Annotated in this window: 23 protein-coding genes and 1 pseudogene; 18 read left to right on the forward strand and 6 right to left on the reverse strand. The window is 42.5% G+C overall.

Annotation, left to right across the window (positions count from 1 at the left end; translation table 11 throughout):
* Positions 1–20 precede the first annotated feature (20 nt).
* The 4 genes from NL643_RS03985 (at position 21) to rmf (ending at position 4,256) form a co-directional block, all read left to right on the forward strand.
* Positions 21–263 carry a glutaredoxin family protein gene (locus NL643_RS03985; protein WP_074190119.1) on the forward strand — a complete coding sequence of 81 codons (243 nt, stop codon included), beginning with the start codon at positions 21–23 and terminating at the stop codon, positions 261–263.
* Positions 241–2,160, forward strand: coding sequence for an ABC transporter ATP-binding protein (locus NL643_RS03990; RefSeq protein ID WP_145474017.1), 1,920 nt, complete (start codon positions 241–243; stop codon positions 2,158–2,160). The genes NL643_RS03985 and NL643_RS03990 overlap by 23 nt, the downstream gene beginning before the upstream one ends.
* Positions 2,161–2,167: 7 nt before the next feature.
* Complete coding sequence (locus NL643_RS03995; protein ID WP_253643938.1) at positions 2,168–3,901, forward strand: DUF3466 family protein; 1,734 nt, start codon at positions 2,168–2,170, stop codon at positions 3,899–3,901.
* A gap of 181 nt (positions 3,902–4,082) precedes the next feature.
* A complete protein-coding gene (rmf, locus tag NL643_RS04000; RefSeq protein WP_005377453.1) occupies positions 4,083–4,256 on the forward strand; it encodes a ribosome modulation factor in 174 nt (57 codons plus the stop codon).
* Positions 4,257–4,376: 120 nt separating this feature from the next.
* On the opposite strand, the gene fabA is transcribed toward rmf, so the two are convergent.
* Together fabA and NL643_RS04010 are read right to left on the reverse strand one after the other, a co-directional pair.
* On the reverse strand, positions 4,377–4,895 hold the full coding sequence (gene fabA / locus NL643_RS04005) for a bifunctional 3-hydroxydecanoyl-ACP dehydratase/trans-2-decenoyl-ACP isomerase (RefSeq protein ID WP_005396499.1): 519 nt from the start codon (positions 4,893–4,895) through the stop codon (positions 4,377–4,379).
* 70 nt (positions 4,896–4,965) lie between these two features.
* Complete coding sequence (locus NL643_RS04010; protein ID WP_253643939.1) at positions 4,966–6,606, reverse strand: Lon protease family protein; 1,641 nt, start codon at positions 6,604–6,606, stop codon at positions 4,966–4,968.
* A 210-nt stretch (positions 6,607–6,816) separates the two neighbouring features.
* Here NL643_RS04010 and matP point away from each other — a divergent pair, with 210 nt between their 5' ends.
* The 4 genes and pseudogenes from matP to NL643_RS04030 all read left to right on the forward strand — a co-directional run.
* Positions 6,817–7,266 (forward strand): macrodomain Ter protein MatP, encoded by a 450-nt coding sequence (gene matP, locus NL643_RS04015; RefSeq protein ID WP_005396497.1) that lies wholly within the window; start codon positions 6,817–6,819, stop codon positions 7,264–7,266.
* Between the two features lie 15 nt (positions 7,267–7,281).
* The gene (locus NL643_RS04020; RefSeq protein ID WP_253643940.1) at positions 7,282–7,593 is read left to right on the forward strand and encodes a DUF3634 family protein; all 312 of its coding nucleotides are present in this window, start codon (positions 7,282–7,284) and stop codon (positions 7,591–7,593) included.
* A 114-nt stretch (positions 7,594–7,707) separates the two neighbouring features.
* On the forward strand, positions 7,708–8,031 hold the full coding sequence (locus NL643_RS04025; protein ID WP_104971713.1) for a hypothetical protein: 324 nt from the start codon (positions 7,708–7,710) through the stop codon (positions 8,029–8,031).
* Between the two features lie 124 nt (positions 8,032–8,155).
* Positions 8,156–8,323: pseudogene (locus tag NL643_RS04030) on the forward strand (DUF3693 domain-containing protein); the annotation flags it as partial.
* Positions 8,324–8,555: 232 nt separating this feature from the next.
* Here the strand turns inward: NL643_RS04030 and NL643_RS04035 are convergent.
* From NL643_RS04035 to NL643_RS04045, 3 genes are all read right to left on the reverse strand, one after another.
* Positions 8,556–10,277: an ATP-binding protein gene (locus NL643_RS04035; RefSeq protein WP_048626397.1), complete on the reverse strand. Its 1,722-nt coding sequence runs from the start codon at positions 10,275–10,277 to the stop codon at positions 8,556–8,558.
* The gene (locus NL643_RS04040; RefSeq protein ID WP_170902010.1) at positions 10,267–11,448 is read right to left on the reverse strand and encodes an FIST signal transduction protein; all 1,182 of its coding nucleotides are present in this window, start codon (positions 11,446–11,448) and stop codon (positions 10,267–10,269) included. Before NL643_RS04040 ends, NL643_RS04035 begins: the two co-directional genes overlap by 11 nt.
* A 113-nt stretch (positions 11,449–11,561) precedes the next feature.
* Entirely contained in the window at positions 11,562–11,918 is a 357-nt protein-coding gene (locus NL643_RS04045; protein ID WP_170902011.1) for a hypothetical protein, read from the reverse strand.
* Between the two features lie 257 nt (positions 11,919–12,175).
* Here NL643_RS04045 and ccoN point away from each other — a divergent pair, with 257 nt between their 5' ends.
* The 10 genes from ccoN (at position 12,176) to uspE (ending at position 21,174) form a co-directional block, all read left to right on the forward strand.
* The gene (ccoN, locus tag NL643_RS04050; protein WP_005396488.1) at positions 12,176–13,603 is read left to right on the forward strand and encodes a cytochrome-c oxidase, cbb3-type subunit I; all 1,428 of its coding nucleotides are present in this window, start codon (positions 12,176–12,178) and stop codon (positions 13,601–13,603) included.
* A 12-nt stretch (positions 13,604–13,615) separates the two neighbouring features.
* Positions 13,616–14,236, forward strand: coding sequence for a cytochrome-c oxidase, cbb3-type subunit II (gene ccoO / locus NL643_RS04055; protein ID WP_005377475.1), 621 nt, complete (start codon positions 13,616–13,618; stop codon positions 14,234–14,236).
* 9 nt (positions 14,237–14,245) lie between these two features.
* Positions 14,246–14,419, forward strand: coding sequence for a CcoQ/FixQ family Cbb3-type cytochrome c oxidase assembly chaperone (locus NL643_RS04060; RefSeq protein WP_005396487.1), 174 nt, complete (start codon positions 14,246–14,248; stop codon positions 14,417–14,419).
* Positions 14,419–15,393 carry a cytochrome-c oxidase, cbb3-type subunit III gene (gene ccoP, locus NL643_RS04065; RefSeq protein WP_253643941.1) on the forward strand — a complete coding sequence of 325 codons (975 nt, stop codon included), beginning with the start codon at positions 14,419–14,421 and terminating at the stop codon, positions 15,391–15,393. The genes NL643_RS04060 and ccoP overlap by 1 nt, the downstream gene beginning before the upstream one ends.
* A gap of 105 nt (positions 15,394–15,498) precedes the next feature.
* Positions 15,499–15,975, forward strand: a complete 477-nt coding sequence (locus NL643_RS04070) for a FixH family protein (protein WP_253643942.1) — start codon at positions 15,499–15,501, stop codon at positions 15,973–15,975.
* Positions 15,976–15,979: 4 nt separating this feature from the next.
* Positions 15,980–18,343, forward strand: a complete 2,364-nt coding sequence (locus NL643_RS04075) for a heavy metal translocating P-type ATPase metal-binding domain-containing protein (RefSeq protein ID WP_253643943.1) — start codon at positions 15,980–15,982, stop codon at positions 18,341–18,343.
* A 15-nt stretch (positions 18,344–18,358) separates the two neighbouring features.
* Positions 18,359–18,523 (forward strand): cbb3-type cytochrome oxidase assembly protein CcoS, encoded by a 165-nt coding sequence (gene ccoS / locus NL643_RS04080; protein ID WP_012841826.1) that lies wholly within the window; start codon positions 18,359–18,361, stop codon positions 18,521–18,523.
* Between the two features lie 8 nt (positions 18,524–18,531).
* Complete coding sequence (locus tag NL643_RS04085) at positions 18,532–19,209, forward strand: sulfite exporter TauE/SafE family protein (RefSeq protein ID WP_253643944.1); 678 nt, start codon at positions 18,532–18,534, stop codon at positions 19,207–19,209.
* A 90-nt stretch (positions 19,210–19,299) separates the two neighbouring features.
* Positions 19,300–20,046, forward strand: a complete 747-nt coding sequence (locus NL643_RS04090; RefSeq protein WP_005377497.1) for an FNR family transcription factor — start codon at positions 19,300–19,302, stop codon at positions 20,044–20,046.
* Between the two features lie 180 nt (positions 20,047–20,226).
* On the forward strand, positions 20,227–21,174 hold the full coding sequence (gene uspE, locus NL643_RS04095; protein ID WP_053807422.1) for a universal stress protein UspE: 948 nt from the start codon (positions 20,227–20,229) through the stop codon (positions 21,172–21,174).
* Positions 21,175–21,310: 136 nt separating this feature from the next.
* Here uspE and ttcA read toward each other — a convergent pair whose 3' ends face one another.
* On the reverse strand, positions 21,311–22,204 hold the full coding sequence (gene ttcA, locus NL643_RS04100) for a tRNA 2-thiocytidine(32) synthetase TtcA (protein ID WP_005377502.1): 894 nt from the start codon (positions 22,202–22,204) through the stop codon (positions 21,311–21,313).
* Positions 22,205–22,207 lie beyond the last annotated feature (3 nt).

Genomic DNA, 22,207 nt, shown 5'->3' on the forward strand with positions numbered 1-22,207 from the left:
ATAAACAAAAGGATTAATACGTGCTGATATTGTATAGCACGGAGGGATGCCATCTTTGTGAGATGGCATTTGCTCTAGTAGACCAAATTGGTTTGGCCGAGCAAACAGATATCATTGATATTGCGTTCGATGATGCACTGTTTTCTCGTTACGGCGTCACAATACCCGTATTAAAGTATCAAGATTCTGAGTTGAACTGGCCGTTTGACTTAGAACAACTCACACATTGGTTGGATAATAATGGCATTACTTACCATTCATAACGCACAACTTGCATTTGGTGACCACCCATTGCTGGACAAAGCGGAGTTCGCTCTTCAAGAAAACGAACGCGTTTGTTTAGTGGGTCGCAACGGAGCAGGTAAGTCCACGTTAATGAAAGTGCTTGCCGGCGACATTTTGTTGGACGACGGCAAGATTCAAATCACTCAAGACGTCGTTGTTTCTCGACTTGAACAAGATCCACCGCGTAATCAAGAGGGTACGGTTTACGAATACGTATCTGGCGGTTTGGCTGAAATCGGCGAACAACTGAAGATCTATCACGATCTTCTCGATCTTGTTGCTCAAGACCCGAGTGAGAAAAACATCAACCGTTTAGCCAAGGTTCAAGAGCAGCTTGACCATTCTAATGCTTGGCGTTTTGATGACCGTGTTAAGAATGTACTTGGTGCTTTAAAACTAAGTCCAGAAACTAAACTGACCGATTTATCCGGTGGTTGGCAACGTAAAGCCGCTTTAGCTCGCGCGCTGGTTTGTGACCCTGATGTATTACTTCTTGATGAGCCAACAAACCATCTTGATGTAACAACTATCGAATGGTTAGAGAACTTCTTAAAAGACTTCAAAGGCTCGATCATCTTTATTTCTCACGACCGTGCGTTCATCAAATCAATGGCAACACGCATTGTTGATTTAGATCGCGGGCAATTAGCTTCTTTCCCTGGTGACTACGACAACTACCTAGAAGAAAAAGAAGAGATGCTCCGCGTTGAAGAAATGCAGAATGCTGAATTCGACAAAAAGCTTGCTCAAGAGGAAGTTTGGATTCGGCAGGGCATTAAAGCACGCCGAACTCGAAATGAAGGTCGTGTACGCGCATTGAAGAAACTTCGTGAAGAGCGTCGCGATCGCCGGGATGTCCAAGGCAAAGTTAACCTTAATATCGATGATGCTTCACGTTCAGGGAAAATTGTATTTGAAGCAGAAAACATATCTTTTGCTTACGAAGGCAAGACAATCGTCGACAACTTTAGCTTTAACATTATGCGCGGTGACCGTATTGCACTTATCGGACCAAATGGCTGCGGTAAGAGTACGGTACTTAAATTGCTATTAGGGCAATTGGAAGCGCAGTCTGGTCGTTTACACTGCGGAACAAAATTAGAAGTCGCGTACTTTGATCAGTACCGAGAGATTTTGGATCCAGAAAAGACAGTGATCGATAACTTAGCGGATGGGAAACAAGAAGTAATGGTTGGGGGACGTCAGCGTCATGCGCTGAGTTATCTTCAAGACTTCTTATTTGCACCTAAGCGCGCAAGAACCCCGGTTAAGGCGCTCTCTGGTGGTGAGAAAAACCGATTACTGCTAGCTCGTATCTTGTTGAAACCAAACAACTTACTTATTCTCGACGAACCAACCAACGATTTGGATATCGAAACGTTGGAACTTTTAGAAGAAATGCTTGCCAACTATCAGGGCACGTTGCTTTTAGTTAGCCACGACCGAGAGTTTGTTGATAATACCGTTACCACAAGCTGGATCTTCGAAGGGAACGGAGTGATTGAAGAGTTTGTTGGTGGTTATCACGATGCAAGACAGCAGCGTGAACAGGTATTGGCGGTTCGTCAAGCGGTTGAAAAGCCAGCGAAAAAAGAAAAAGTGGTTGAGGAAACTCCCAAAACAACTCAACCTAAGAACAACTCGAAGAAGTTATCGTATAAGCTGCAAAGAGAATTAGAAGCTCTACCAGCTAAACTAGAACAATTAGAGTCGGATATTGAGAGCCTTCAGGAGCAAGTGAACGATCCAGAGTTCTTTGCTAAACCTGTAGAGCAAACTCAGCCGGTATTGGAACAGCTTGCTGCACTAGAGCAGGAGTTGGAAATCGCATTCGAGAGATGGGAAGAACTCGAAGCAATGCAACAGGATAGTTAAGAATTCAATGAATTGTAGTAATAAATTCAAATTGACCGCCATTGCGATGATGGTTGGTACCGCAATGAACGCACAGGCGGCATTGTATCAAGTGGTTGAGGTTTCACCTCAGGATCATGGTTCAAACGGTGACTACCAAACGGCTTACGGCGTTGCAATTCAGCAAGGTGATGCGGGTACAGATCCTTCAACAGGTTCCCCTTTCGCTTTGGGCTGTTTTGATGCAGCAGCAAACTGTACACCAGACCAATTTAAGCTTGCGATGGAAACTCGCACAACACCGATTTCAGCGACACAAGCCGTGGATGGGAACAGCTATCGTGAGGAAATTCCATTTGGATTGGACGCGGGCTTTTATTACATCCAAGAACTCAAAGATTTTGAACGTTACTGTTATAACCAGCTTCGCTATTCTACTTGTGACTCTTGGGCTTCTGTAAACTGGACCCCATGGAACAAAGAGCGTAGTAAAGACTTTACTTCTAATGCGTTAGCATTTGTAGAAGGCGATTCTGCTGCTTATAAAAATGAATATAACAATGTTATCAATCAGCTTACCGAAGATGGTGCAGCTGTCGGTAATCAAAGTAAAGTCAGCAGTGAAAACCAGTCGACACTGGAAACAAGAAATACAGTCGTAGCACCTATTGAACCAAATTTTGTTACAGGTGATAACGACGCAAGCGTTGTGCAAAGCCACGCTTGGAAAACCGATGGCATTTTTACCGTTGGTAGTGTATCTCGAACGGCAAGCAATACCAATGGCGCTCACCACACATCGAAAGCAGCTATTTGGGATCAAAGTGGAACCGTCAGTGAGTTGGCTTGGCCAAGTGGCACATCTAAAGACGGAGAAAGACTGGCTCAAGGAAGCATGCGTGACCTTGTCACAGATGGAACAACGGTTTACGGCGTGGGTTACAACACATACAGTGATGATAACTATCTGAATGCTACTGTTTTTGTCGGAACCCTAGAGGCAGAAGGTAGCGTTGAAAACGCAACTTGGAAAAACAAAGTTGTTGTAGGAGCGAGACAGCGTGAGGGCGATGATACGGTTCATACAAACTCACGATTAACCGATGTTAACTCAAATTTTGTTGCTATTGGTGAAGCAAAACGTTCGGGCGGATATCTAATGCCAACGGGCTCTGCTCCAAATCGTCTCTTTATCGTAAATGATGTTCGTAAGGATTCTATTAGCGCTTTTTACCCAACTACTGGCATTTTCTTTAGCGGTGCGGGCGGTAAGATGGGCGGTATCAACTCTTACAATGAAATCGTCGGGCAACTTGATGCAGAAACGACTCGTGAAGACGATGGCAAGCCACGTCGTAAGCGCGGTTTTATCTATCCATATAGCCTAGGTGGCGAGACTAGTGAACGTGCTGCAACATTGTTTAATGGAAAAACTTGGTTCCTAGACAGTTTGACTAATGGCGGTGATTACTCTGAACAAAACAATCAGTTCCGTATTATCGACGCAACTGATATCAATGATGCAGGTGTGATCTCTGGTACTGCTATGAAATGTGCTGGCGGTTACAGTACAACAGCAAACAATGCGACATGTAGTTCTGATGAGCAAATCGTAGCCGTAAAATTGGTGCCTATTGCAGGTGCGACTGAGAAGGACATTGTGTCTCGAAGCGTTGACTCAACGACAACAGAGCGTCAAGGTGCAGGCCTTGGTTGGTTAGCTTTGACCATGCTTGGATTGTTTGGGTTCCGTAGAAAATAGTCAAAAATCGTCAGTAATTTTTAAATCAAGCAGAGGCTCACACATTTGAGCCTCTGCTTTTTTTATGCCTTGAGAAATCACTCAACTTGATCGATTCTTATAAGTGGAGTCATAAAAACTCCATCAAAGTTTCACAATAACAGCTGTACGTTAGTAAATGGACCTGTATGAGGAATTAACTATGAAGAGACAAAAGCGTGATCGCCTAGAACGAGCTCAATCTCAAGGCTATAAAGCTGGGTTGAATGGAAGGTCTCAAGAGGCTTGCCCATATCAACAAGTTGATGCTCGGTCGTATTGGTTAGGTGGTTGGCGTGATGCCAGAGATGAAAGACAATCTGGTCTCTACAAATAAACTCTCCACATACAAAAAGAAGGATTCGAAAGGGCTCTACGGAGCCTTTTCTACATTTATAGACTAGGCAAACAAAAAGGCCCCTAAATAGGAGCCTTTATAAATTGATTAAAATCGTGATTAGAAGTTTGAAGTGTCTTGGAACAAACCAACTTTCAAATCTTTCGCAACGTAGATTTCTTTGCCATCTACGCATACACGACCGTCAGCCAAACCCATTACCAGTTTACGGTTTACGACGCGTTTCATGTGGATTTCGTAGGTTACTTTTTTCGCTGTCGGTAGGATTTGGCCTGTAAACTTCACTTCACCAACACCTAGAGCGCGACCTTTACCTTTACCGCCAACCCAGCCAAGGAAGAAGCCAACAAGTTGCCACATCGCGTCGAGGCCAAGGCAGCCAGGCATTACCGGGTCACCAGGGAAGTGGCAATCAAAGAACCACAAATCTGGAGTAATATCCAATTCCGCCAAGATCAAACCTTTACCAAAATCGCCCTCTGTCTCAGACATTTTAGTAATACGATCCATCATTAGCATGTTTGGCGCAGGAAGCTGAGGGTAACCAGGCCCAAACAGTTCCCCTTGGCTAGAAGCAAGTAGATCGTCACGGTTATAAGAATCACGTTTGTTTTGCATTATCAATTACTCCAATTTTTGATAGCTGCATCTTAGTGAACACGTGTACGCTAAACAACTCCGATCAGTACTAGACAAACCAGTTTTTGATGCGCTGCACAATTCCTTCTGGATGCTCATGTCTTTCAAAGTTTTCAATACGTTCCGCTATTTTGCCAATAATGCTATCGTCTTCGCCTCTAAAAGGTTTATTCATAACAATCGGAATAGCTTCATCTACCGTAGAAACGGACCAAATATGGAATTCACCATTTTTAATGCTTTCTATTACATCTTTATGTAATGCAAGGTGTTTAAGGTTTGATTTCGGCATGACAACGCCTTGATTTCCTGTAAAACCTTGATGTTTACAAACCTGATAAAAACCTTCAATTTTCTCGTTCAAACCACCGACGGCTTGCACTCGACCAAACTGATCGACGGCTCCTGTAACCGCAACTTGTTGATTAATTGGAGATTCAGATAACGCACTCACCAAGCAACAAAGTTCTGCGAGAGATGCGCTGTCACCGTCAACTTCACTATAAGACTGTTCAAATACGATCGAGGCAGAGTAAGGCAGTGGTTCATCCAGTTTTAGAGCAGAGCTTAAGAAAGCTTGCATAATCATCATGCCTTTCGCATGTAGATTGCCTCCAAGCTCAGCTTTGCGTTCAACATCGGAAACATCGCCATCACCAAAGTGAATTACACACGATATTCTGGCAGGCTCACCATAGCTGACAGGGTGTCCAGCCATATCGATGACGGTTAGGCCATTGATTTGACCAACTTGCTTCCCAGTTGTCTCAATGATGACTTGGCCATCTAAAATATCGTACACGGCACGCTGAGGAAGATAGGATTCGCGGTAATACTTGTCGTCAATCGCTTTATCTAATGACTCGTAATCTAATGTTTGGCCATCACTGAACTGGCTGGCAAGTGTTAGAAGTTGAGAATGCCACATTACACCTAACGGCAAATAATGTTGATCTTCAGTAAATCTCATACCAGCTAGCAATAGTCTTCTAAAGCCACATCCCGTTAAGTGAGGCAGCTGATATTGAGAACATATCCAGTTCACCAAACCAAAGTAATCTGTCAAATTCTGCTCTGACAAATGAATATCTTCTTCAACTTCGGTATACATGGCAAAGCCTGAACAAAAGTCCTCGTCGATATATTCTAGCTCTGCTAACTGACTTCTTTCCCCAGTTACAATCAGTTTTACATCATAAGCTTTAGATGGCGGTACTGAAGTAGGTAAGCGAGTAGGGCTTAGGTTCAGTGGCTCGATAAGGTTTTGTTGAATTGCAGACTTTATATTCGGCCAAAGTCCCGGGTTAGCCAGAATGAGATTAGCAGGTACAATCAAATAACCGTCGTCAGCTTGTGAAATCAAGCCAGGTTGGAAGGCAATATCACCACTTACATCAACACTGTAACGGTCAAATAAACGTTTGGCATCAAGTGATTCCGACAAAACAATCGCAGCGTTAGAATGACTCTGAAGAGCTTTACTGATGAACTCTCTATAGACAGAATTATCGACGCAGTTAATGAGTAGCACGCGTGTCAATCCCGACATTTTGGAAAAGCGAGATATCGTTGCCGACATCCTCGGTTGAAGATCAGTAAAAGACTTCTTTGGTAACGAAGGTGCAGACTTTAAAAGTGCTTCGTACTGCTCAAGTGAAGGTGTTACGTCTTGCCAATTAAGTTGGTTCATTAAAATTCATCGTAATTCAATCTTGCCGACATTATAACGAAATGGACTATAACACCCTAGCACCAATTTGGTTCGCTCAAGGCATTCAACACTCAATGAACAATACTTAGACAAATGAGTGATCAACATCGATACTTCTAAGAGTTTTATTTGCCCAAGTAAATTATCTGGGTTACGCTGTCACTAGGTTATGTTTATGGGTCGGAATAAATGAAATATCAGCAGCTTGAGAATCTAGAGTGTGGGTGGAAATGGAAGTATCTCATCAAGAAATGGAAAGATGGTGAAGCGATTACCCGACATATTGATACAAGTGAAGCAGATGCCGCGGTTGCAGAGCTAAAACGGCTTGAACACGAACCTACGCTTGTATTAGCTTGGATAGAAAACCACATGTCAGAAGAGTTGGACAACAAACTCAAGCAGGCTATCCGAGCGAAAAGGAAGCGTCATTTCAATGCAGAGCAAGTCCATACAAAGAAAAAGTCCATTGACTTAGATTATCGAGTTTGGGAAAAGCTTTCTAGCAGAGCAAACGAGCTCGGTTGTACGTTATCTGACGCAATTGAATATCTACTTTCTGAAGCATCGAGAAGTGAAAAAGCGAGTCAAAAAGTTACCTCAATCAAAGAGGATTTGAGTAAATTGCTATCTAGCTAGGATAGGGAGTGCCAAATGTTATATGTAATCTTAATTGCTGCCATCGTGATCTTTTGGTTGATCGCAGTTGATAGACCAGTGCTAAAAGTAAAGTTTGATAACGGCCATATCAGTAACGTAAAAGGGCATCTACCACCTTCTTTCAAACATAACTTACAAGATATTAGTGAACATAATCCGTTTAGTGGTGAAATGAAGGTATATAGCCATCGAACCGGCATGCGTTTGAGCTTCTCCAAGGACGTTCCCAAAAAAATCCAACAGCGGATTCGCAACGTTTTTCCGCATCAAGGTTTCAAAACGAGCAAAGGCAAGAAGCGAGCTTAATTACATATCAGTTACTTAATCGTGTTAAATGGGACGCAATATAGCGTCCCATTTTCGTATCTATAGAAAAATTATTTATCATTGATTAATCAATAAGATAAACGGACTTAAACTATGCGATACGTTGTAACTTTAATGATCTTTCTCTTTGTAAGTGCTTCAGCTTTGTCTGACGACTCGGAAACGAATCCATTGGCTAAAAAGATTAAAACTAAGATTCAAAGGAAAGCAGACAATAAATTTGATGACTACCAAGGTTATTGTGATGTCATGATAGAGATGGAACACAAAGGTAAAAAAGCAGTAATAAAAAGAGTAACCAGTAGTGGTGACAAAAAAGTTTGTCGGTATGTGAAATCCAACTTGAGGAAAGGAAAACGCTATCGTTATAAATATCCAGAAAAGTATATTCGGCTTCATATAGCCACAGGTTCGTGATTGCAATGTTGATTAGAAGTATCGGGCAGCAAGAGCACAAAGCTTTCAGACTCGATGAACTAGATGAAAATGAAGTGGCTCTCGTGTAATTGGTTGGGAATGCAGACTAGGTGAGGTAAACCAATCAACTCGAAATGATAATCTGCAGTTAAAATCAGTATGGGAAGGAATTGCAAAAAAGTTTAATGGGCTTGGATTATCAGGAATCTCAATGGCTTGCACTGGATTAGCCTTAGTGATTTCAAGTCCACAGGAATCCCTATATCAGTGCGCATTATATGTGTTATGTTAAATTCACAATGATTAGTATTCTGTACACGTACTTACCCTAAGGCTAGATAAATTAGAACGTTAACTTTATAACCCCTCTTACTTTCTTGGCAAAATCTATGAGCGTATATTTGTACATATAATACCCTGAAAGCTGTTTTTCTAATTTAACCATAATCTATTTACCATAAAATACTTAATATAGATCTTAATAATCTATCGATTGTTAAGATCTATATTAATGCTTTTTCTACTTACAGAAATGGCTGTATAGCTTCAAAGATATCTTGTCTTCGAACTGGTTTGGAAATGAATCCATCCATACCTGCGTCAAGGCATTTATCTCTATCACTTTCTAGCGCATGAGCGGTTAATGCGATGATTGGAGTCTTGAAGCCTTTATCTCGGAGAAGCCTTGTTGCAGTAATCCCATCCATCACTGGCATCGAGACATCCATAAGAATCAGGTCGATTAAATCCTCATTTTCCTCTAAGAACGTTAATGCTTCTGCTCCATGACTTGCGATATGAACATTATGACCAAGCTTATTTAAAATAAGCTTTATTACAAACTGATTCGACTCGGTATCTTCGACTACGAGAAGATCCATCGCTTTTATTGGTTGGTTGTTTTCTATTTTAACTGGACGATTTTGATTGCACCGAGTTAAAACGGGAATCTTAATAGTAAATGTTGAGCCGACATGCTCGTCACTTTTAACGATAATCTTGCCGCGCATCATTTCAACTAAATGCTTGGTTATTGCTAGCCCTAGTCCTGTACCACCAAAGCGTCTCGTGATGGAACGATCACCTTGATGAAATGCCGTAAATAGATGTTCTTGCTTGGCTTTAGATATACCAATTCCGGTGTCTGATATTGAAATTACAAGCTCGGAGTCTTGCTCAGATACTGAAACTTTTACTTCTCCTTCATCAGTAAACTTTATTGCATTCCCAATAAGATTAAACAGGATTTGAGATAATCGCGTAGAGTCAATCCAAAACTGTTTGTCGGTAGTTACCATGCAATTGAGTTTAAATTGAAGGCTCTTCTTCTTAGCTATTTGTTTTTGTTGAGAAATAACAAAAGTGACAGTGTCTCTTAAATTAACCCACTGCTCATTGAGTTGAAAGCGACCTGATTCAATTTTTGAGAGGTCAAGGATGTCGCTGATAATCGCGAGAAGCAACTCCGCTGAGCATTCCATTTGGCTCAGGGCATCGATTTGCTCTTCTGATAAGGTGGATTGTTTCAGAATATCGAGCATTCCAAGGACGGAATTTAGAGGGGTTCTAATTTCATGACTCATCATCGCTAAGAATTCTGACTTTGAGCGATTTGCAAGCTCTGCTTCTTCTCTTGCTTTAGCAAGCTGAGTTGTCCGCACTTCAACAATACGTTGTAACTTCTCTTTGGTCTCAATATCGATGACAGCCCTCTCAATTAAAGGCCGAAAGCGTCTTAAGGTTTCCTTATTTTCTATGCTAAAGTGCCCTTTCTTAGCACCAATAAGTAAGATGACCGTTTGTGTTACTTCTGAACGTATGCCCGTTAGGACTACCGAGTTTACATGGCTTTTTATAAAACTGTTCAGGTTAATAAACTCCGCAAGCCTATCTGGTTCGAACAGCAGAATACATTCGCCATTCAGCGCCCTCTCAGATGCGTTACCGTGTAACCAAGATATGTTATCAAATACACTATTTGTCGATATCAACGTTTTGAAGGGGTACCTCTCATCATCACGAGTTAGAACGATAAAATCATCAAAGTTGATGTACTTCTTAAGGACATTATTTAATCCCGTAAATATCTCGTGCCGGTTTTTTGCTTCACTCATCGCGGATATCGCTGAAAGAATAGCTTTATTCTCATCGGCGAGCAGTCGCTCTCTTTGCCTAGCCTGTTTTAGTTCGACTAACGCTTCTTGCAGCGCTTCCTGTTGGTATATGTCTAAGTATTTATCTTTCATAAGGTTTATGGAATATCGCTGATGAAATCATCAGGTTTCCATGTCCATTCTCACCACCAATAAATCTACCTTGCTCACCAAAAGTAAAAGGGCAAATAAAAGGTAACTGTTCTAGTTCTTGGTTAATTTGTTCACAAACGCTATTCATGTCTTGCATTAAGTGCAACATAGGACCTGCGCAAAAGATGTTTATCACCCCAATTTTTCGAGATTCTTCTAATTTTTGATTAAAGGCTGCATTTACAACTTTAGCAGCGCGTGCAACGAGGTGTTCTCTGCTTCCTTTCATTAAAGTGAGTTCATCACCCTCTTCTATTCGTGTAAATAGCTCAATTCCTCCATCTCGCGTCTCACGAATTGGATGGGACAATTTGTAATATGGACGCTCATAGAGGTGGCCAGCGACACGCCCTAGTGGATAAGCGCTCGAGTTTGTAAATAGCAGGTTGTTTTTGCCTACTTGGTTATCTTGATGGTTTGTCCACTTTCTATAAACATTGAGGGCTGGTTCGTCATCAATTTCTAGCAAGCACCTATCGTTAGTTTTGGTTGCAACCCCTTTGATATTGGTTGGAGTGTGCCCAGCACTAAAAGCAATATCAACAGGCTGTGAGGAGTAAAATAATGTCAGACTTAAACCTGCAGTTTGAGATCCTTGGGCGGTAATAACAGACCATTTTCCCGCGATATGATTATCAGCGGCTGAACCACCAATAATTGGGATCAGCGTACCAAACCTTTCATCTATAGATGCAATGATTGATTCCTCTTGCCCTGGAGTTGCATGAAGCAGTATTAAGTTTGGCACTTCTCCTACGCGGTTAGCGTTCTCAAGAGCCATATCCAAGGCCTTGGTTACACTGTCACCTGAATCATAGTTAGAAATACCAGTGCCATAAGCATGAGGGCCTGAATCATAAATTGCGAGCACCGCAATCACTGGGCCCGTATGAAACCCCTGGTCTGTCATTACTGCTTGGCATGAACTAGCTCCATGAAAAGGCACACCGGGAAAATGCTCAAGAAACGCTTCTCGAATTAACTCAAAGTCGTACTCTTCCGTGTAGTAGCACATCACGTAAGACAAGTTCTGTTGTGTCAGTTCGGACCTAAGCGTTTCTATCGCTGAGTCTTCATCTTTAATATGAGTAAAAACTGATTGGCAATGCATACGATTTTATAATTGGGTATCACTCTGCTGTTATACCATTCCAACCAATTTTCTCTAGGTAAGAAGGTGAAAATTTCATTAAGAAGTTGCGATTATCTCGTGACAGATCGTATTTATAATTGAACTACAACAATGTTTTCGCCTTTTTTAAAGGTGATTTTTCTTGATTCAGGCATGGTGTCCCATTCCATGTTCTTATGTTCCCGATCGAGATTGATAAATTCGCCAGATTGATTTGGATCAATTTTTAGAGTGCTACTTTTTATCGTTTCGAGCGAAATTCCCGTTGAGTCACGATTAATTGTGATTATTTCACCTTCAATTGTTACATCGCATCGTTCTTTTTGTGAACAGTCAATGCTAGTAACGCTCTCGTGTGTAAAGGTACGCCAGAAAAATGCGCCTATTAACACACTGAGCATGATTAAGATTTGTGCAAGTCGCGCCTTTGTTAACTTTTGTGCAGGCATAATTACTAATATCCTTGTTACAAACTTCAAACTTTTTAAATAAAAAATGATTTCCAGGGGGCCAGTAAGGTTACTACCCTGTCATTGAATTGTTAATTCAAGTATAGTGTCACGCTGAAAATGCCACTTTTTATTAAAGTCAGCAATGGAAATAAGGTGATGATAACACTTGAATTCTAGAGTTTACTTGGGTGGTGTTACGACGCAAGTCGTGTTGGAAGTAAAAGTGTAGTTAATTAGAAATTGGAAGCATGCAAATGAGCCAAGTAAAGCAGCTTGAACAAAACTACAACTATACAGTCGTTCGCCAATTTACCCTTGTGACCATTTTATGGGGCATAGTTGGTATGGCTGTTGGTGTTTTGATTGCCGCTCAATTAGTTTGGCCACAGCTAAACTTTGATACGCCGTGGTTGACGTACAGTCGCTTACGTCCACTGCATACTAATGCGGTAATTTTTGCGTTTGGTACAAGTGCTCTGTTCGCAACGTCTTATTATGTTGTACAGCGCACATGTCAAACACGTCTTTTTGGTGGCCCACTCGTTGCCTTCACCTTTTGGGGTTGGCAAGCAATCATCCTGGCAGCAGCCATTACTTTGCCTCTCGGTTTAACATCGGGTAAAGAGTATGCTGAGCTAGAATGGCCTATTGATATCGCAATTGCGCTAGTATGGGTATCATATGCGGTGGTGTTCTTTGGCACACTGGTGAAGCGAAACACGTCACATATTTATGTGGCAAACTGGTTCTTCGGTGCCTTTATTATCACAGTAGCAGTACTTCACATCGTGAACAGCATGGCTATTCCTGTGTCACTTGGTAAATCTTACTCGATTTACTCAGGCGCAGTGGATGCGATGGTTCAGTGGTGGTATGGACACAATGCGGTAGGTTTCCTACTCACCGCTGGTTTCCTAGGCATGATGTACTACTTCGTTCCTAAACAAGCTGAACGTCCTGTTTATTCTTACCGTCTATCTATCGTTCACTTCTGGGCGCTTATTTCTCTATATATTTGGGCAGGCCCTCACCACCTTCACTATACAGCGCTACCGGACTGGACTCAGTCTCTAGGTATGGTGATGTCGCTGGTTCTATTTGCTCCTTCTTGGGGTGGTATGATCAACGGTATTATGACGTTATCTGGTGCATGGCATAAGCTTCGTTATGACCCTATCCTACGTTTCCTAATCGTTTCTTTGTCATTCTACGGTATGTCTACCTTTGAAGGTCCAATGATGTCGATTAAGACAGTTAACGCACTTTCTCACTACACAGACTGGACCATTGGTCACGTTCACTCTGGTGCGTTAGGTTGGGTTGCGATGGTTTCTATCGGCTCTGTATATCACTTAGTACCTCGCCTATTTGGCCAAGAGCGTATGTACTCTGTTGGTCTAGTGAATGTGCATTTCTGGCTAGCAACAATCGGTACCGTTCTTTACATCGTTGCGATGTGGATCTCTGGTGTAATGCAAGGTCTGATGTGGCGCGCGGTTAACTCTGACGGTACGCTAACTTACAGCTTTGTTGAGTCTGTAGAAGCGTCTTATCCGTTCTACTTTGTACGTTTCCTAGGTGGATTTATCTTCCTATCTGGTATGTTCCTAATGGCATACAACACGTACAAAACGGTAAGTGCACCAAAAGAAAGCCTAAAAGCTATCCCACATCCGGCATAAGGAGATTTAAGAATGAGTAATAATTCTAATAATCGCCACGAAATCTTAGAACGTAATGTCGGTTTGTTGGCTATTTTTATCGTGTTTGCTATCAGCTGGGGTGCTCTTGTAGAGATCACTCCTCTGATTTTCCAAAAGCAAACGACTGAACCTGTAGAGAATCTACGTGCTTACACTCCCCTGGAGATGGAAGGTCGTGACATCTACATCCGTGAAGGTTGTAACGTTTGTCACAGCCAGATGGTTCGTCCTTTCCGCTCAGAGACTGAACGTTACGGTCACTACTCTGTCGCCGGTGAGAGTGTTTGGGAACACCCATTCCTTTGGGGCTCTAAGCGTACAGGTCCGGATTTAGCTCGTGTTGGTGGTCGTTATTCTGATGAATGGCACCGCGTTCACCTACTAGATCCTCGTGAGCTTGTGCCTGAGTCAAACATGCCAGGTTTCCCGTGGTTAGCTGAAAACGTTTTAGACGGTAAGCTAACGCAGAAGAAACTTGAGCTATTTCGTGATCAGTTCGGTGTTCCATACACTGATGAAGAGATCGCGAATTCGGCTAAAGAAGTAGAAGGTAAAACAGAGATGGATGCAATCATCGCTTACCTTCAGTCTCTTGGTCATGCAATGAAGTAAGGGGATCATATGGATTTCGGTACAATTCATAGTATTTATACCGTTGTACTCTTCGCTAGTTTTATCGGCATCGTATGGTGGGCATTTAGTAAAAAGCGTAAAGCACGCTTTGAAGAAGATGCCAACTTGGTGTTTGCTGACGAAGAACAAACGACCCCAAATAACCAAGGAGTGAAGAAGTAATGACTACATTCTGGAGTCTCTGGATTATCGTGATTACTGTCGGTACGCTGGTAGGCTGTGCGATTCTCCTAACTTGGTGCGCTAAAGATAAAATGGGCGTCGAGGAAGGGGAAGACATGGGCCACGAGTACGATGGTATTCGCGAGCTAAACAACCCTCTACCAAAGTGGTGGACTTATCTGTTTGTAAGTACATTTGTGTTTGCAGCAGTTTACCTAGCCCTATTCCCAGGTCTAGGTAGCTTCAAGGGCTTTTTAAACTGGCAGAGTTCTGCTCAAACAGTACGTTCACTGGAAGAGTCAAAAGAAGCCATCGCTAAAGCACAAGAGAACAAGCAACTAAACCAATACGCAAAAGAACTGGATTACGCAGATGCATACTTCGGCGAAGCATTCCGTAAACTCGCGCACAATGACAGTGGTCTACGCCCAATTCCTGAAATTGCGCAAGATCCTGAAGCATTAAAAGTTGGCCAACGTTTGTTTTTGCAAAACTGTTCTCAATGTCACGGTTCTGATGCTCGTGGTCAGAAAGGTTTTCCTAACCTAACTGATGATGCATGGCTATACGGCGGTGAACCAGCTGCAATCGTAACAACCATCATGCATGGCCGTATTGGTCAAATGCCAGCATGGAAAGATGCGCTTGGTGAGCAAGGTGTTCAAGAAGTAGTAAGCTACACACTTAGCCTATCTGGTCGTAAAGTGAATGCTCGTGAAGCAGCGGCAGGTAAAGCACGTTTCGTCGTGTGTGCAGCTTGTCACGGTACTGATGGTAAGGGTAACCCTGCAGTCGGTGCACCTGATCTTACAGACCAAGATTGGCTATTTGGCGACTCTCGTGCAGCTGTAACCGAAACCGTAATGAACGGCCGCTCAGGTGTAATGCCCGCGTGGAAAGACATTTTGGGTGAAGATAAAGTTCAGCTCGTTGCCTCTTATGTCTGGAGCTTAAGTAACTCAGAGAGTAAGTAACTGAGATATTAAGTAACATAGCAATAACAGCCCCTTTCATAGGGGCTGTCTTTCCTTTAAATTTAACGCCTACATTTTTTTCATTTAGCTGTTGAGAACTTTTTTATGGTAAAGCCTTGGTATAAACAATTTTGGCCGTGGTTCCTAATCATCCTTCCTCTTACTGTCGTAGTTTGGACTGTGATTACTGTGGTCGTTTTCTCGAACAACTCTGTTTCTTTAGTCGCAGAGGATTACTATAAAAAAGGCAAAGGCATTAACATCGACATTAGTAAAATGAATGTCGCTCGTGACCTAGGTCTTAACGCAGAGATTTCTTCTGAAAATAACAATGTTGTGATTGTTTTCGCTAAAGGGAAGCTATCTCATTACCCTGCTCTAACGGTCACTTTCACTCATCGTACTCTTCCTGACCGCGACTTTACAAAGCTCGTTACGGCGGATGCATCTGGTAATTACCGCCTAACGGCAGAAGAATCTATTCAAGGTCCTTGGTTTGTCGAACTACAACCACATGACCAACAATGGATGATCCAAGGTAAAGTTGAATTTCCAGCCTCGTCAACACCGTTAATGAAGTAAGCATATGTGTGAATCCTGTTATCACTGTGGTGAAGATGTACCAGCCAACACGGATTTTAAAGTTGATATACTCGGTGAATCCCGCAAGATGTGTTGTCCTGGCTGCGAGACGGTTGCTCAAACCATCGTAGACAGCGGCTTAGTATCCTACTATCAATATAGAACTGCGCCTGCGGAAAAAGCAGATTTAGTACCAGAGCAACTCCAAGCTTTAATTCATTATGATAATGAAGATGTACAATCAGAATTTGTGCGAAATCGTGAAAATGTCTCTGAAGTAACTCTTTCTTTAGAAGGCGTGTCATGTGCAGCTTGTGCGTGGTTAATCGAAAAGCAAGTCTCTAATACGGCTGGGTTAGTGTCTATCCGCGTGAATACAACCACTAACCGCGCATTACTAGCCTGGGACAAAACTCAGGTGCGATTAAGTGAGCTCCTATCTGTCATTCATAAATTGGGTTATAAAGCCGCACCATTTGAAGCTGATAAGCAAGAAGCCTCTTATCATCGAATGATGAAGCAATACTTATACAGATTAGGTATTGCTGGTTTAGCTACCATGCAAGTTATGATGCTAGCCGTCGCATTGTACCTAGAAGTTTTTGGTGACCTAGAACCGGAGTTTAAAAATTACTTTCGTTGGATAAGTTTGATCTTTGCTACGCCAGTCCTACTCTACTCTGCTCTTCCGTTTTACTTAAATGCGTGGCGAAGCATCAAAGGCCGAACCCTCGGTATGGATGTGCCTGTCTCGATTGCACTTATTTTTGCCTATGTAGCCAGCTTAATAGCAACCGTTACAGAACAGGGCGAAGTCTTCTTCGAATCGATTTCAATGTTCACTTTCTTCCTATTGGTTGGACGATTTTTAGAGATGCGAGCGCGTCGCAAAGCCGCAGCGGCGAGTGGTAACCTATTAAAGTTGATCCCAGCGATCGCCACGACGCTGGATGGCGAGCAAATACCAGTGAAAACTCTAAAAGTTGGTGATCGTATTCGCGTCCTTCCTGGTGAACATATCCCAGCTGACGGCAAAGTTATTTCGGGTCGTATTCATATTGATGAATCCATGCTAACGGGTGAATCCGTACATGTTGTGAAACGAGAAGGCGATGCGGTTTATGCAGGAACACTAAACGGTGATGAGTCATTTGAGCTAGAGGTCATGAGTTCCAAAGCCGACTCAATGATTTCCAATATCGTGCGTTTACAAGATGAAGCTCAACACTCCAAACCTAAAATCGCAGAAATTGCAGACGTTGTTGCTCGTTACTTTGTTGGAGCAATTCTTATTATTTCTGCTGGTACTTGGTTTTACTGGCATCAAACAAAACCAGATGATGCGTTTTGGATCATGCTATCCGTATTGGTAGCCACCTGTCCATGTGCCCTATCTCTTGCGACTCCAACTGCTCTAACTTGTGCTACCTCTCGTATGGGAAACTTTGGCATTTTGCTTCGTAAAGGTCATGTGTTCGAGACGCTATGTAAGATCAACCACTTAGTTGTAGATAAAACAGGTACTCTGACGAAAGGCGATATTGAGATCTGCGATACAAAAGTGTTGAGTGATCTTCCAAAAGAAGATTGTCTCTCTCTAGCCGCAGCATTAGAAGCTCATGCAAACCATCCTATCGCTCGCTCTTTTGCAAGTTACGCCAATGACGACTTTGTTGTGTATGAAGTGCAAAACGTGATTGGTTCAGGGATTGAGGGGATCTGGAATGGCAAAATCGTTAAGATAGGCAGTGCGGTTTTTGTTCAAGGCAAGGAAAGCGATGAAAGCCATGCGGTCTATCTTTCAGTTGATGGCGAGCATGTCGCTAGCTTTTACTACCGCGACCCTATCCGAAAAGAAAGCAAAGCCTTTGTTCAACGTTTTGCTGACGCTGGAATTAAGACAACGCTGCTAACAGGTGACTCTCTCTCAAACGCTCGACCTGTAGCGAATGAAATTGGTATCGATCACGTCGTTGCGTCAGCAAAACCAGAAGACAAACTCGCGTACCTTAAGAGTCTTGATGAAGACAGTATCACAATGATGGTTGGCGATGGCATCAATGACGCACCTACTCTCGCCGGAGCTCATCTTTCTGTTGCAATGGGCGGTGGTACGGATGTCGCTAAAGCATCTGCAGATATGACGTTACTTGGGGATAATCTCGAAAAGCTACTAGAGGCACGTTTGCTTGCACTGCGTACAAGAAAGATTATTCGAGAAAACTTGGCTTGGTCTTTGGGTTACAACCTGTTAATTTTGCCTTTAGCTGTCGCTGGTTTAGTGGCTCCCTACATTGCAGTAGTTGGCATGTCTGCAAGCTCAATTATCGTTGTATCTAACTCTTTGCGCCTGCTCAAAGAGAAATAAGTAGAGAAAGCAAACATGGAAAGTCTTTATATATTGATTCCCATCGCTATCGTTCTCGTTTGTGTTGCTGTTGCCGTTTTTCTTTGGGCAGTAAGAAGTGATCAGTTTGAAGATCTAGAACGACAAGGACATAACATTCTTCTTGATGAAGAAGACAAATCTAATAGTGATAAAAAATAGCAACCTTTATGACTCCTGACTTTATTGGTGCTTTGATGATCGGCCTCGTCGGGGCCGGTCATTGCATGGGAATGTGTGGTGGTATCGCGTCTCTGCTTACCATGGGCTCTTCTACAAGTAAAAGCTCCCCCCTTATTCCACTCTTCTACAACCTAGGGCGATTGAGCAGCTATGCCGTAATCGGTGCATTAGTAGGCGGAGCAGTATCAGGTTTATCTGAGCTAAGTGGATTAACGCATTCTCTTGCTTGGTTAAGGCTGATTGCCGCACTGTTCATGATTCTGGTTGCGCTTTATATTGCTAGATGGTGGCAAGGTTTACTGTTAATAGAAAAGTTAGGACAGCACATTTGGCGCTTTATCTCACCTGCTGGTAAGCGTTTGTTGCCATTAAAGCACCCTCTTCATGCTTTACCATTTGGCTTCATTTGGGGCTGGTTACCATGCGGCTTGGTTTATTCTGCGCTAACTTGGTCGGCGGTTTCAGGCAGCGCAATAAACGGTGGTCTTATTATGCTCGCGTTTGGCCTCGGAACACTTCCGGCAATGCTTATTATTGGCTATGGTGCCAACCATTTTCAGAAATTACAAAAATCGTTAATATTTAGAAATATTTCAGCATTAATCCTTATTGGGTATGGTTCGTACACTGCTGTAGGAGCTTTAGAGTTACTCGGTTTCATATAACGTTAAACTCTATTGAGGTGACATTTTTGCTATCCTTTAGGATTAAGCGATGCTAAAATATTGATGTATATCAAATAGTGAAAGGTTGTTATGATTTCTGAAAAACCTGCAACAAAGCGTATCCAATCAGGCGGTTGCGCCATTCATTGCCAAGATTGTAGCATTAGTCAGCTGTGTATCCCGTTCACTCTGAATGAGGCAGAACTTGATCAGCTTGACCAAATCATCGAACGTAAGAAGCCTATCCAAAAAGGACAAGAGCTTTTTAAGGCTGGTGACGAGCTAAAATCTCTGTACGCTATCCGCTCTGGTACCATCAAGAGCTATACGATCACAGAGCAAGGTGATGAGCAAATCACAGCGTTTCACTTGGCCGGAGACCTAGTTGGTTTCGATGCCATTACAGGTGACTCCCACCCTAGCTTTGCTCAAGCGCTTGAAACGTCGATGGTATGTGAAATCCCATACGAAATTTTAGACGACCTATCAGGTAAAATGCCTAAGCTTCGCCAGCAAATTATGCGTTTGATGAGTAACGAAATTAAAGGTGATCAGGAAATGATTTTGCTTCTTTCTAAAAAGAATGCAGAAGAACGTCTAGCGGCTTTCCTATACAACCTATCAACTCGTTTTTCTCAACGTGGCTTCAGCCCTAGAGAGTTTCGTTTAACGATGACTCGTGGTGATATTGGTAACTATCTTGGTCTTACAGTGGAAACAATCAGTCGCTTGTTGGGTCGTTTCCAGAAATCCGAGATCCTAAGTGTAAAAGGTAAATATATCACTATCTTAGACCACGATGCATTGATGGAACTTGCTGGTGTAACTAAAGAATAATACACCCCAATTATTGATGTAGCTCGAAAATGAGCTACATCATATTTCTCATAAATTCCTTTCGAAAGTCCTCAAAAAGTTACCCAAACTAAGCTACAGTAAAAATGTACGGTAAGTACTCCAAAATACTGATTTAATTTATATTCAGTATCTGGTTTTGCAATAGAAGTGGGCTTAGTTATGAGTATATACAGTAAGATCCTTGTTGTAGCTGACATCAATAATGATGAGCAGCCCGCACTTGCAAGAGCTGTTCAATTAGCTCAAAAAAGTGTATCTAGAAGCCGAATCACTTTCTTTTTATCCATTTACGATTTCTCTTATGACATGACGTCAATGCTATCAGTGGATGAAAGAGATGCTATGCGTCGAGGTGTTATCCATCAACGTGAGCAGTGGATGCGTAAAATTGCTCAACCTTATCTAAACGATGGCTTCGACTTTGATGTATGTGTCGTCTGGCACAACCGTCCTTACGAAGCAATTATCGCTGAGGTCTATGCAGGCAGCCATGACCTAGTCATTAAAGGCACACGTAAGCATGACGTGTTAGAATCTGTAATTTTCACTCCGACCGATTGGCACTTGCTACGTAAATGCCCTATCCCAGTACTTCTGATTAAAAATGCAGATTGGCCAGAACAAGCAAGCATTCTTGCCTCGGTGCACGTAGGCTCTGAAAATCCAACTCATATTGATCTCAACGATGCCATGGTCGAGCGACTAAAAGAAGTCACCACCCGACTGGATGCCAAACCATACCTTGTTAATGCGTATCCCGTTACACCGGCGAACATTACCATTGAACTTCCTGAGTTTGATCCAACGACTTATACCGATGCCGTTCGAGGTCATCACTTAACTGCGATGAAAGCATTACGCCAAAAACACGGCCTTGATGAAGAGCAAACGATTGTTGAGCAAGGCTTACCTGAAGATGTCATTCCAGCAGCAGCAGAGCGCTTGAATGCTGCAATGGTTATTTTAGGCACCACAGGGCGAACCGGGCTTTCTGCTGTCTTTATTGGTAATACAGCTGAGCACGTGATCGATAAAATAAATTGCGATGTATTGGCTCTAAAACCAAAAGGCTACATTAGTCCTCTTGATCCAAACACAGCAACCTAATCTCTTTGTAACATTGCTATATTGAGCGCTTTCAAACAGACGCTAATAAATCCCCCCAATACAGGGGGATTTTTGTTTGGAGCAGTTAGAGCGTTAGGCACAAAAAAGGAGGTCTAATTGACCTCCTTTTTATGAGTTAGATGTTCGTAACATCGATGAACATTGATTCATCAATATTCGTCGAAGAAACGACAGCCTCATTAAATTCATACTCTTCGCGGTTACCTTCGCGATCTAGCGGTAAGTTAACAAAGTCGAACAATTCGCGGTCTGCTAGTTGGCTTGGGCTTACGTTTTGAATTGATTTAAAAATCGCTTCCACACGCCCTGGCGTCTTCTTATCCCATTCAATCAACATTGCTTTTATAGATTGACGCTGAAGGTTCTCTTGAGAGCCACAAAGGTTACACGGAATAATTGGGAAATCCTTGTGCTCAGCGTATTTGATCAGATCTTTTTCACGACAGTAAGTCAATGGACGAATGACCACGTTACGACCATCATCAGAGCGCAGCTTTGGTGGCATCGCTTTAAGGCGAGAGCCGTGGAACATATTCAAGAACATTGTTTCGACGATGTCATCCATGTGATGACCTAGCGCAAGCTTAGTTGCACCAATCTTCTCTGCAAATGAATACAACGTACCACGTCGTAGGCGTGAACACAGACCACAAGTGGTTTTGCCTTCTGGCACCTTCTCTTTTACGACTGAATACGTGTCCTTATCTACGATGTAGTAAGGGATATTCAGTGTTTCGAAATACTCAGGCAGAATATGCTCAGGGAAGCCCGGTTGTTTTTGGTCTAAGTTTACCGCAACCACTTCAAATTTGATTGGCGCAGCTTTCTGAAGATTCAACAGGATATCAAGCATCGCGAATGAATCTTTACCACCGCTAATACATGCCATCACAACATCGCCTTCTTCAATCATGTTGTAATCAGTAATGGCATTTCCAACATGTCTTCTCAGGCGTTTCTGAAGCTTGTTGAATTCTAGGGTTTCTTTTCTTGTATCTATTTGGTTCATTGC

The organism is Vibrio sp. Y42_MX_L11, assembly GCF_024181785.1.
GTDB classification, from domain to species: Bacteria; Pseudomonadota; Gammaproteobacteria; order Enterobacterales; family Vibrionaceae; genus Vibrio; species Vibrio diabolicus.

What these genes read in the sequence shown, in the direction of transcription:
- NL643_RS03990 (WP_145474017.1), top strand. Translation starts at nt 241, where the DNA reads ATGGCATTACTTACCATTCATAACGCACAACTTGCATTTGGTGACCAC.
- NL643_RS03995 (WP_253643938.1), top strand. Translation starts at nt 2,168, where the DNA reads ATGAATTGTAGTAATAAATTCAAATTGACCGCCATTGCGATGATGGTT.
- rmf (WP_005377453.1), top strand. Translation starts at nt 4,083, where the DNA reads ATGAAGAGACAAAAGCGTGATCGCCTAGAACGAGCTCAATCTCAAGGC.
- fabA (WP_005396499.1), bottom strand. Translation starts at nt 4,895, where the DNA reads ATGCAAAACAAACGTGATTCTTATAACCGTGACGATCTACTTGCTTCT.
- NL643_RS04010 (WP_253643939.1), bottom strand. Translation starts at nt 6,606, where the DNA reads ATGAACCAACTTAATTGGCAAGACGTAACACCTTCACTTGAGCAGTAC.
- matP (WP_005396497.1), top strand. Translation starts at nt 6,817, where the DNA reads ATGAAATATCAGCAGCTTGAGAATCTAGAGTGTGGGTGGAAATGGAAG.
- NL643_RS04020 (WP_253643940.1), top strand. Translation starts at nt 7,282, where the DNA reads ATGTTATATGTAATCTTAATTGCTGCCATCGTGATCTTTTGGTTGATC.
- NL643_RS04025 (WP_104971713.1), top strand. Translation starts at nt 7,708, where the DNA reads ATGCGATACGTTGTAACTTTAATGATCTTTCTCTTTGTAAGTGCTTCA.
- NL643_RS04035 (WP_048626397.1), bottom strand. Translation starts at nt 10,277, where the DNA reads ATGAAAGATAAATACTTAGACATATACCAACAGGAAGCGCTGCAAGAA.
- NL643_RS04040 (WP_170902010.1), bottom strand. Translation starts at nt 11,448, where the DNA reads ATGCATTGCCAATCAGTTTTTACTCATATTAAAGATGAAGACTCAGCG.
- NL643_RS04045 (WP_170902011.1), bottom strand. Translation starts at nt 11,918, where the DNA reads ATGCCTGCACAAAAGTTAACAAAGGCGCGACTTGCACAAATCTTAATC.
- ccoN (WP_005396488.1), top strand. Translation starts at nt 12,176, where the DNA reads ATGAGCCAAGTAAAGCAGCTTGAACAAAACTACAACTATACAGTCGTT.
- ccoO (WP_005377475.1), top strand. Translation starts at nt 13,616, where the DNA reads ATGAGTAATAATTCTAATAATCGCCACGAAATCTTAGAACGTAATGTC.
- NL643_RS04060 (WP_005396487.1), top strand. Translation starts at nt 14,246, where the DNA reads ATGGATTTCGGTACAATTCATAGTATTTATACCGTTGTACTCTTCGCT.
- ccoP (WP_253643941.1), top strand. Translation starts at nt 14,419, where the DNA reads ATGACTACATTCTGGAGTCTCTGGATTATCGTGATTACTGTCGGTACG.
- NL643_RS04070 (WP_253643942.1), top strand. Translation starts at nt 15,499, where the DNA reads ATGGTAAAGCCTTGGTATAAACAATTTTGGCCGTGGTTCCTAATCATC.
- NL643_RS04075 (WP_253643943.1), top strand. Translation starts at nt 15,980, where the DNA reads ATGTGTGAATCCTGTTATCACTGTGGTGAAGATGTACCAGCCAACACG.
- ccoS (WP_012841826.1), top strand. Translation starts at nt 18,359, where the DNA reads ATGGAAAGTCTTTATATATTGATTCCCATCGCTATCGTTCTCGTTTGT.
- NL643_RS04085 (WP_253643944.1), top strand. Translation starts at nt 18,532, where the DNA reads ATGACTCCTGACTTTATTGGTGCTTTGATGATCGGCCTCGTCGGGGCC.
- NL643_RS04090 (WP_005377497.1), top strand. Translation starts at nt 19,300, where the DNA reads ATGATTTCTGAAAAACCTGCAACAAAGCGTATCCAATCAGGCGGTTGC.
- uspE (WP_053807422.1), top strand. Translation starts at nt 20,227, where the DNA reads ATGAGTATATACAGTAAGATCCTTGTTGTAGCTGACATCAATAATGAT.
- ttcA (WP_005377502.1), bottom strand. Translation starts at nt 22,204, where the DNA reads ATGAACCAAATAGATACAAGAAAAGAAACCCTAGAATTCAACAAGCTT.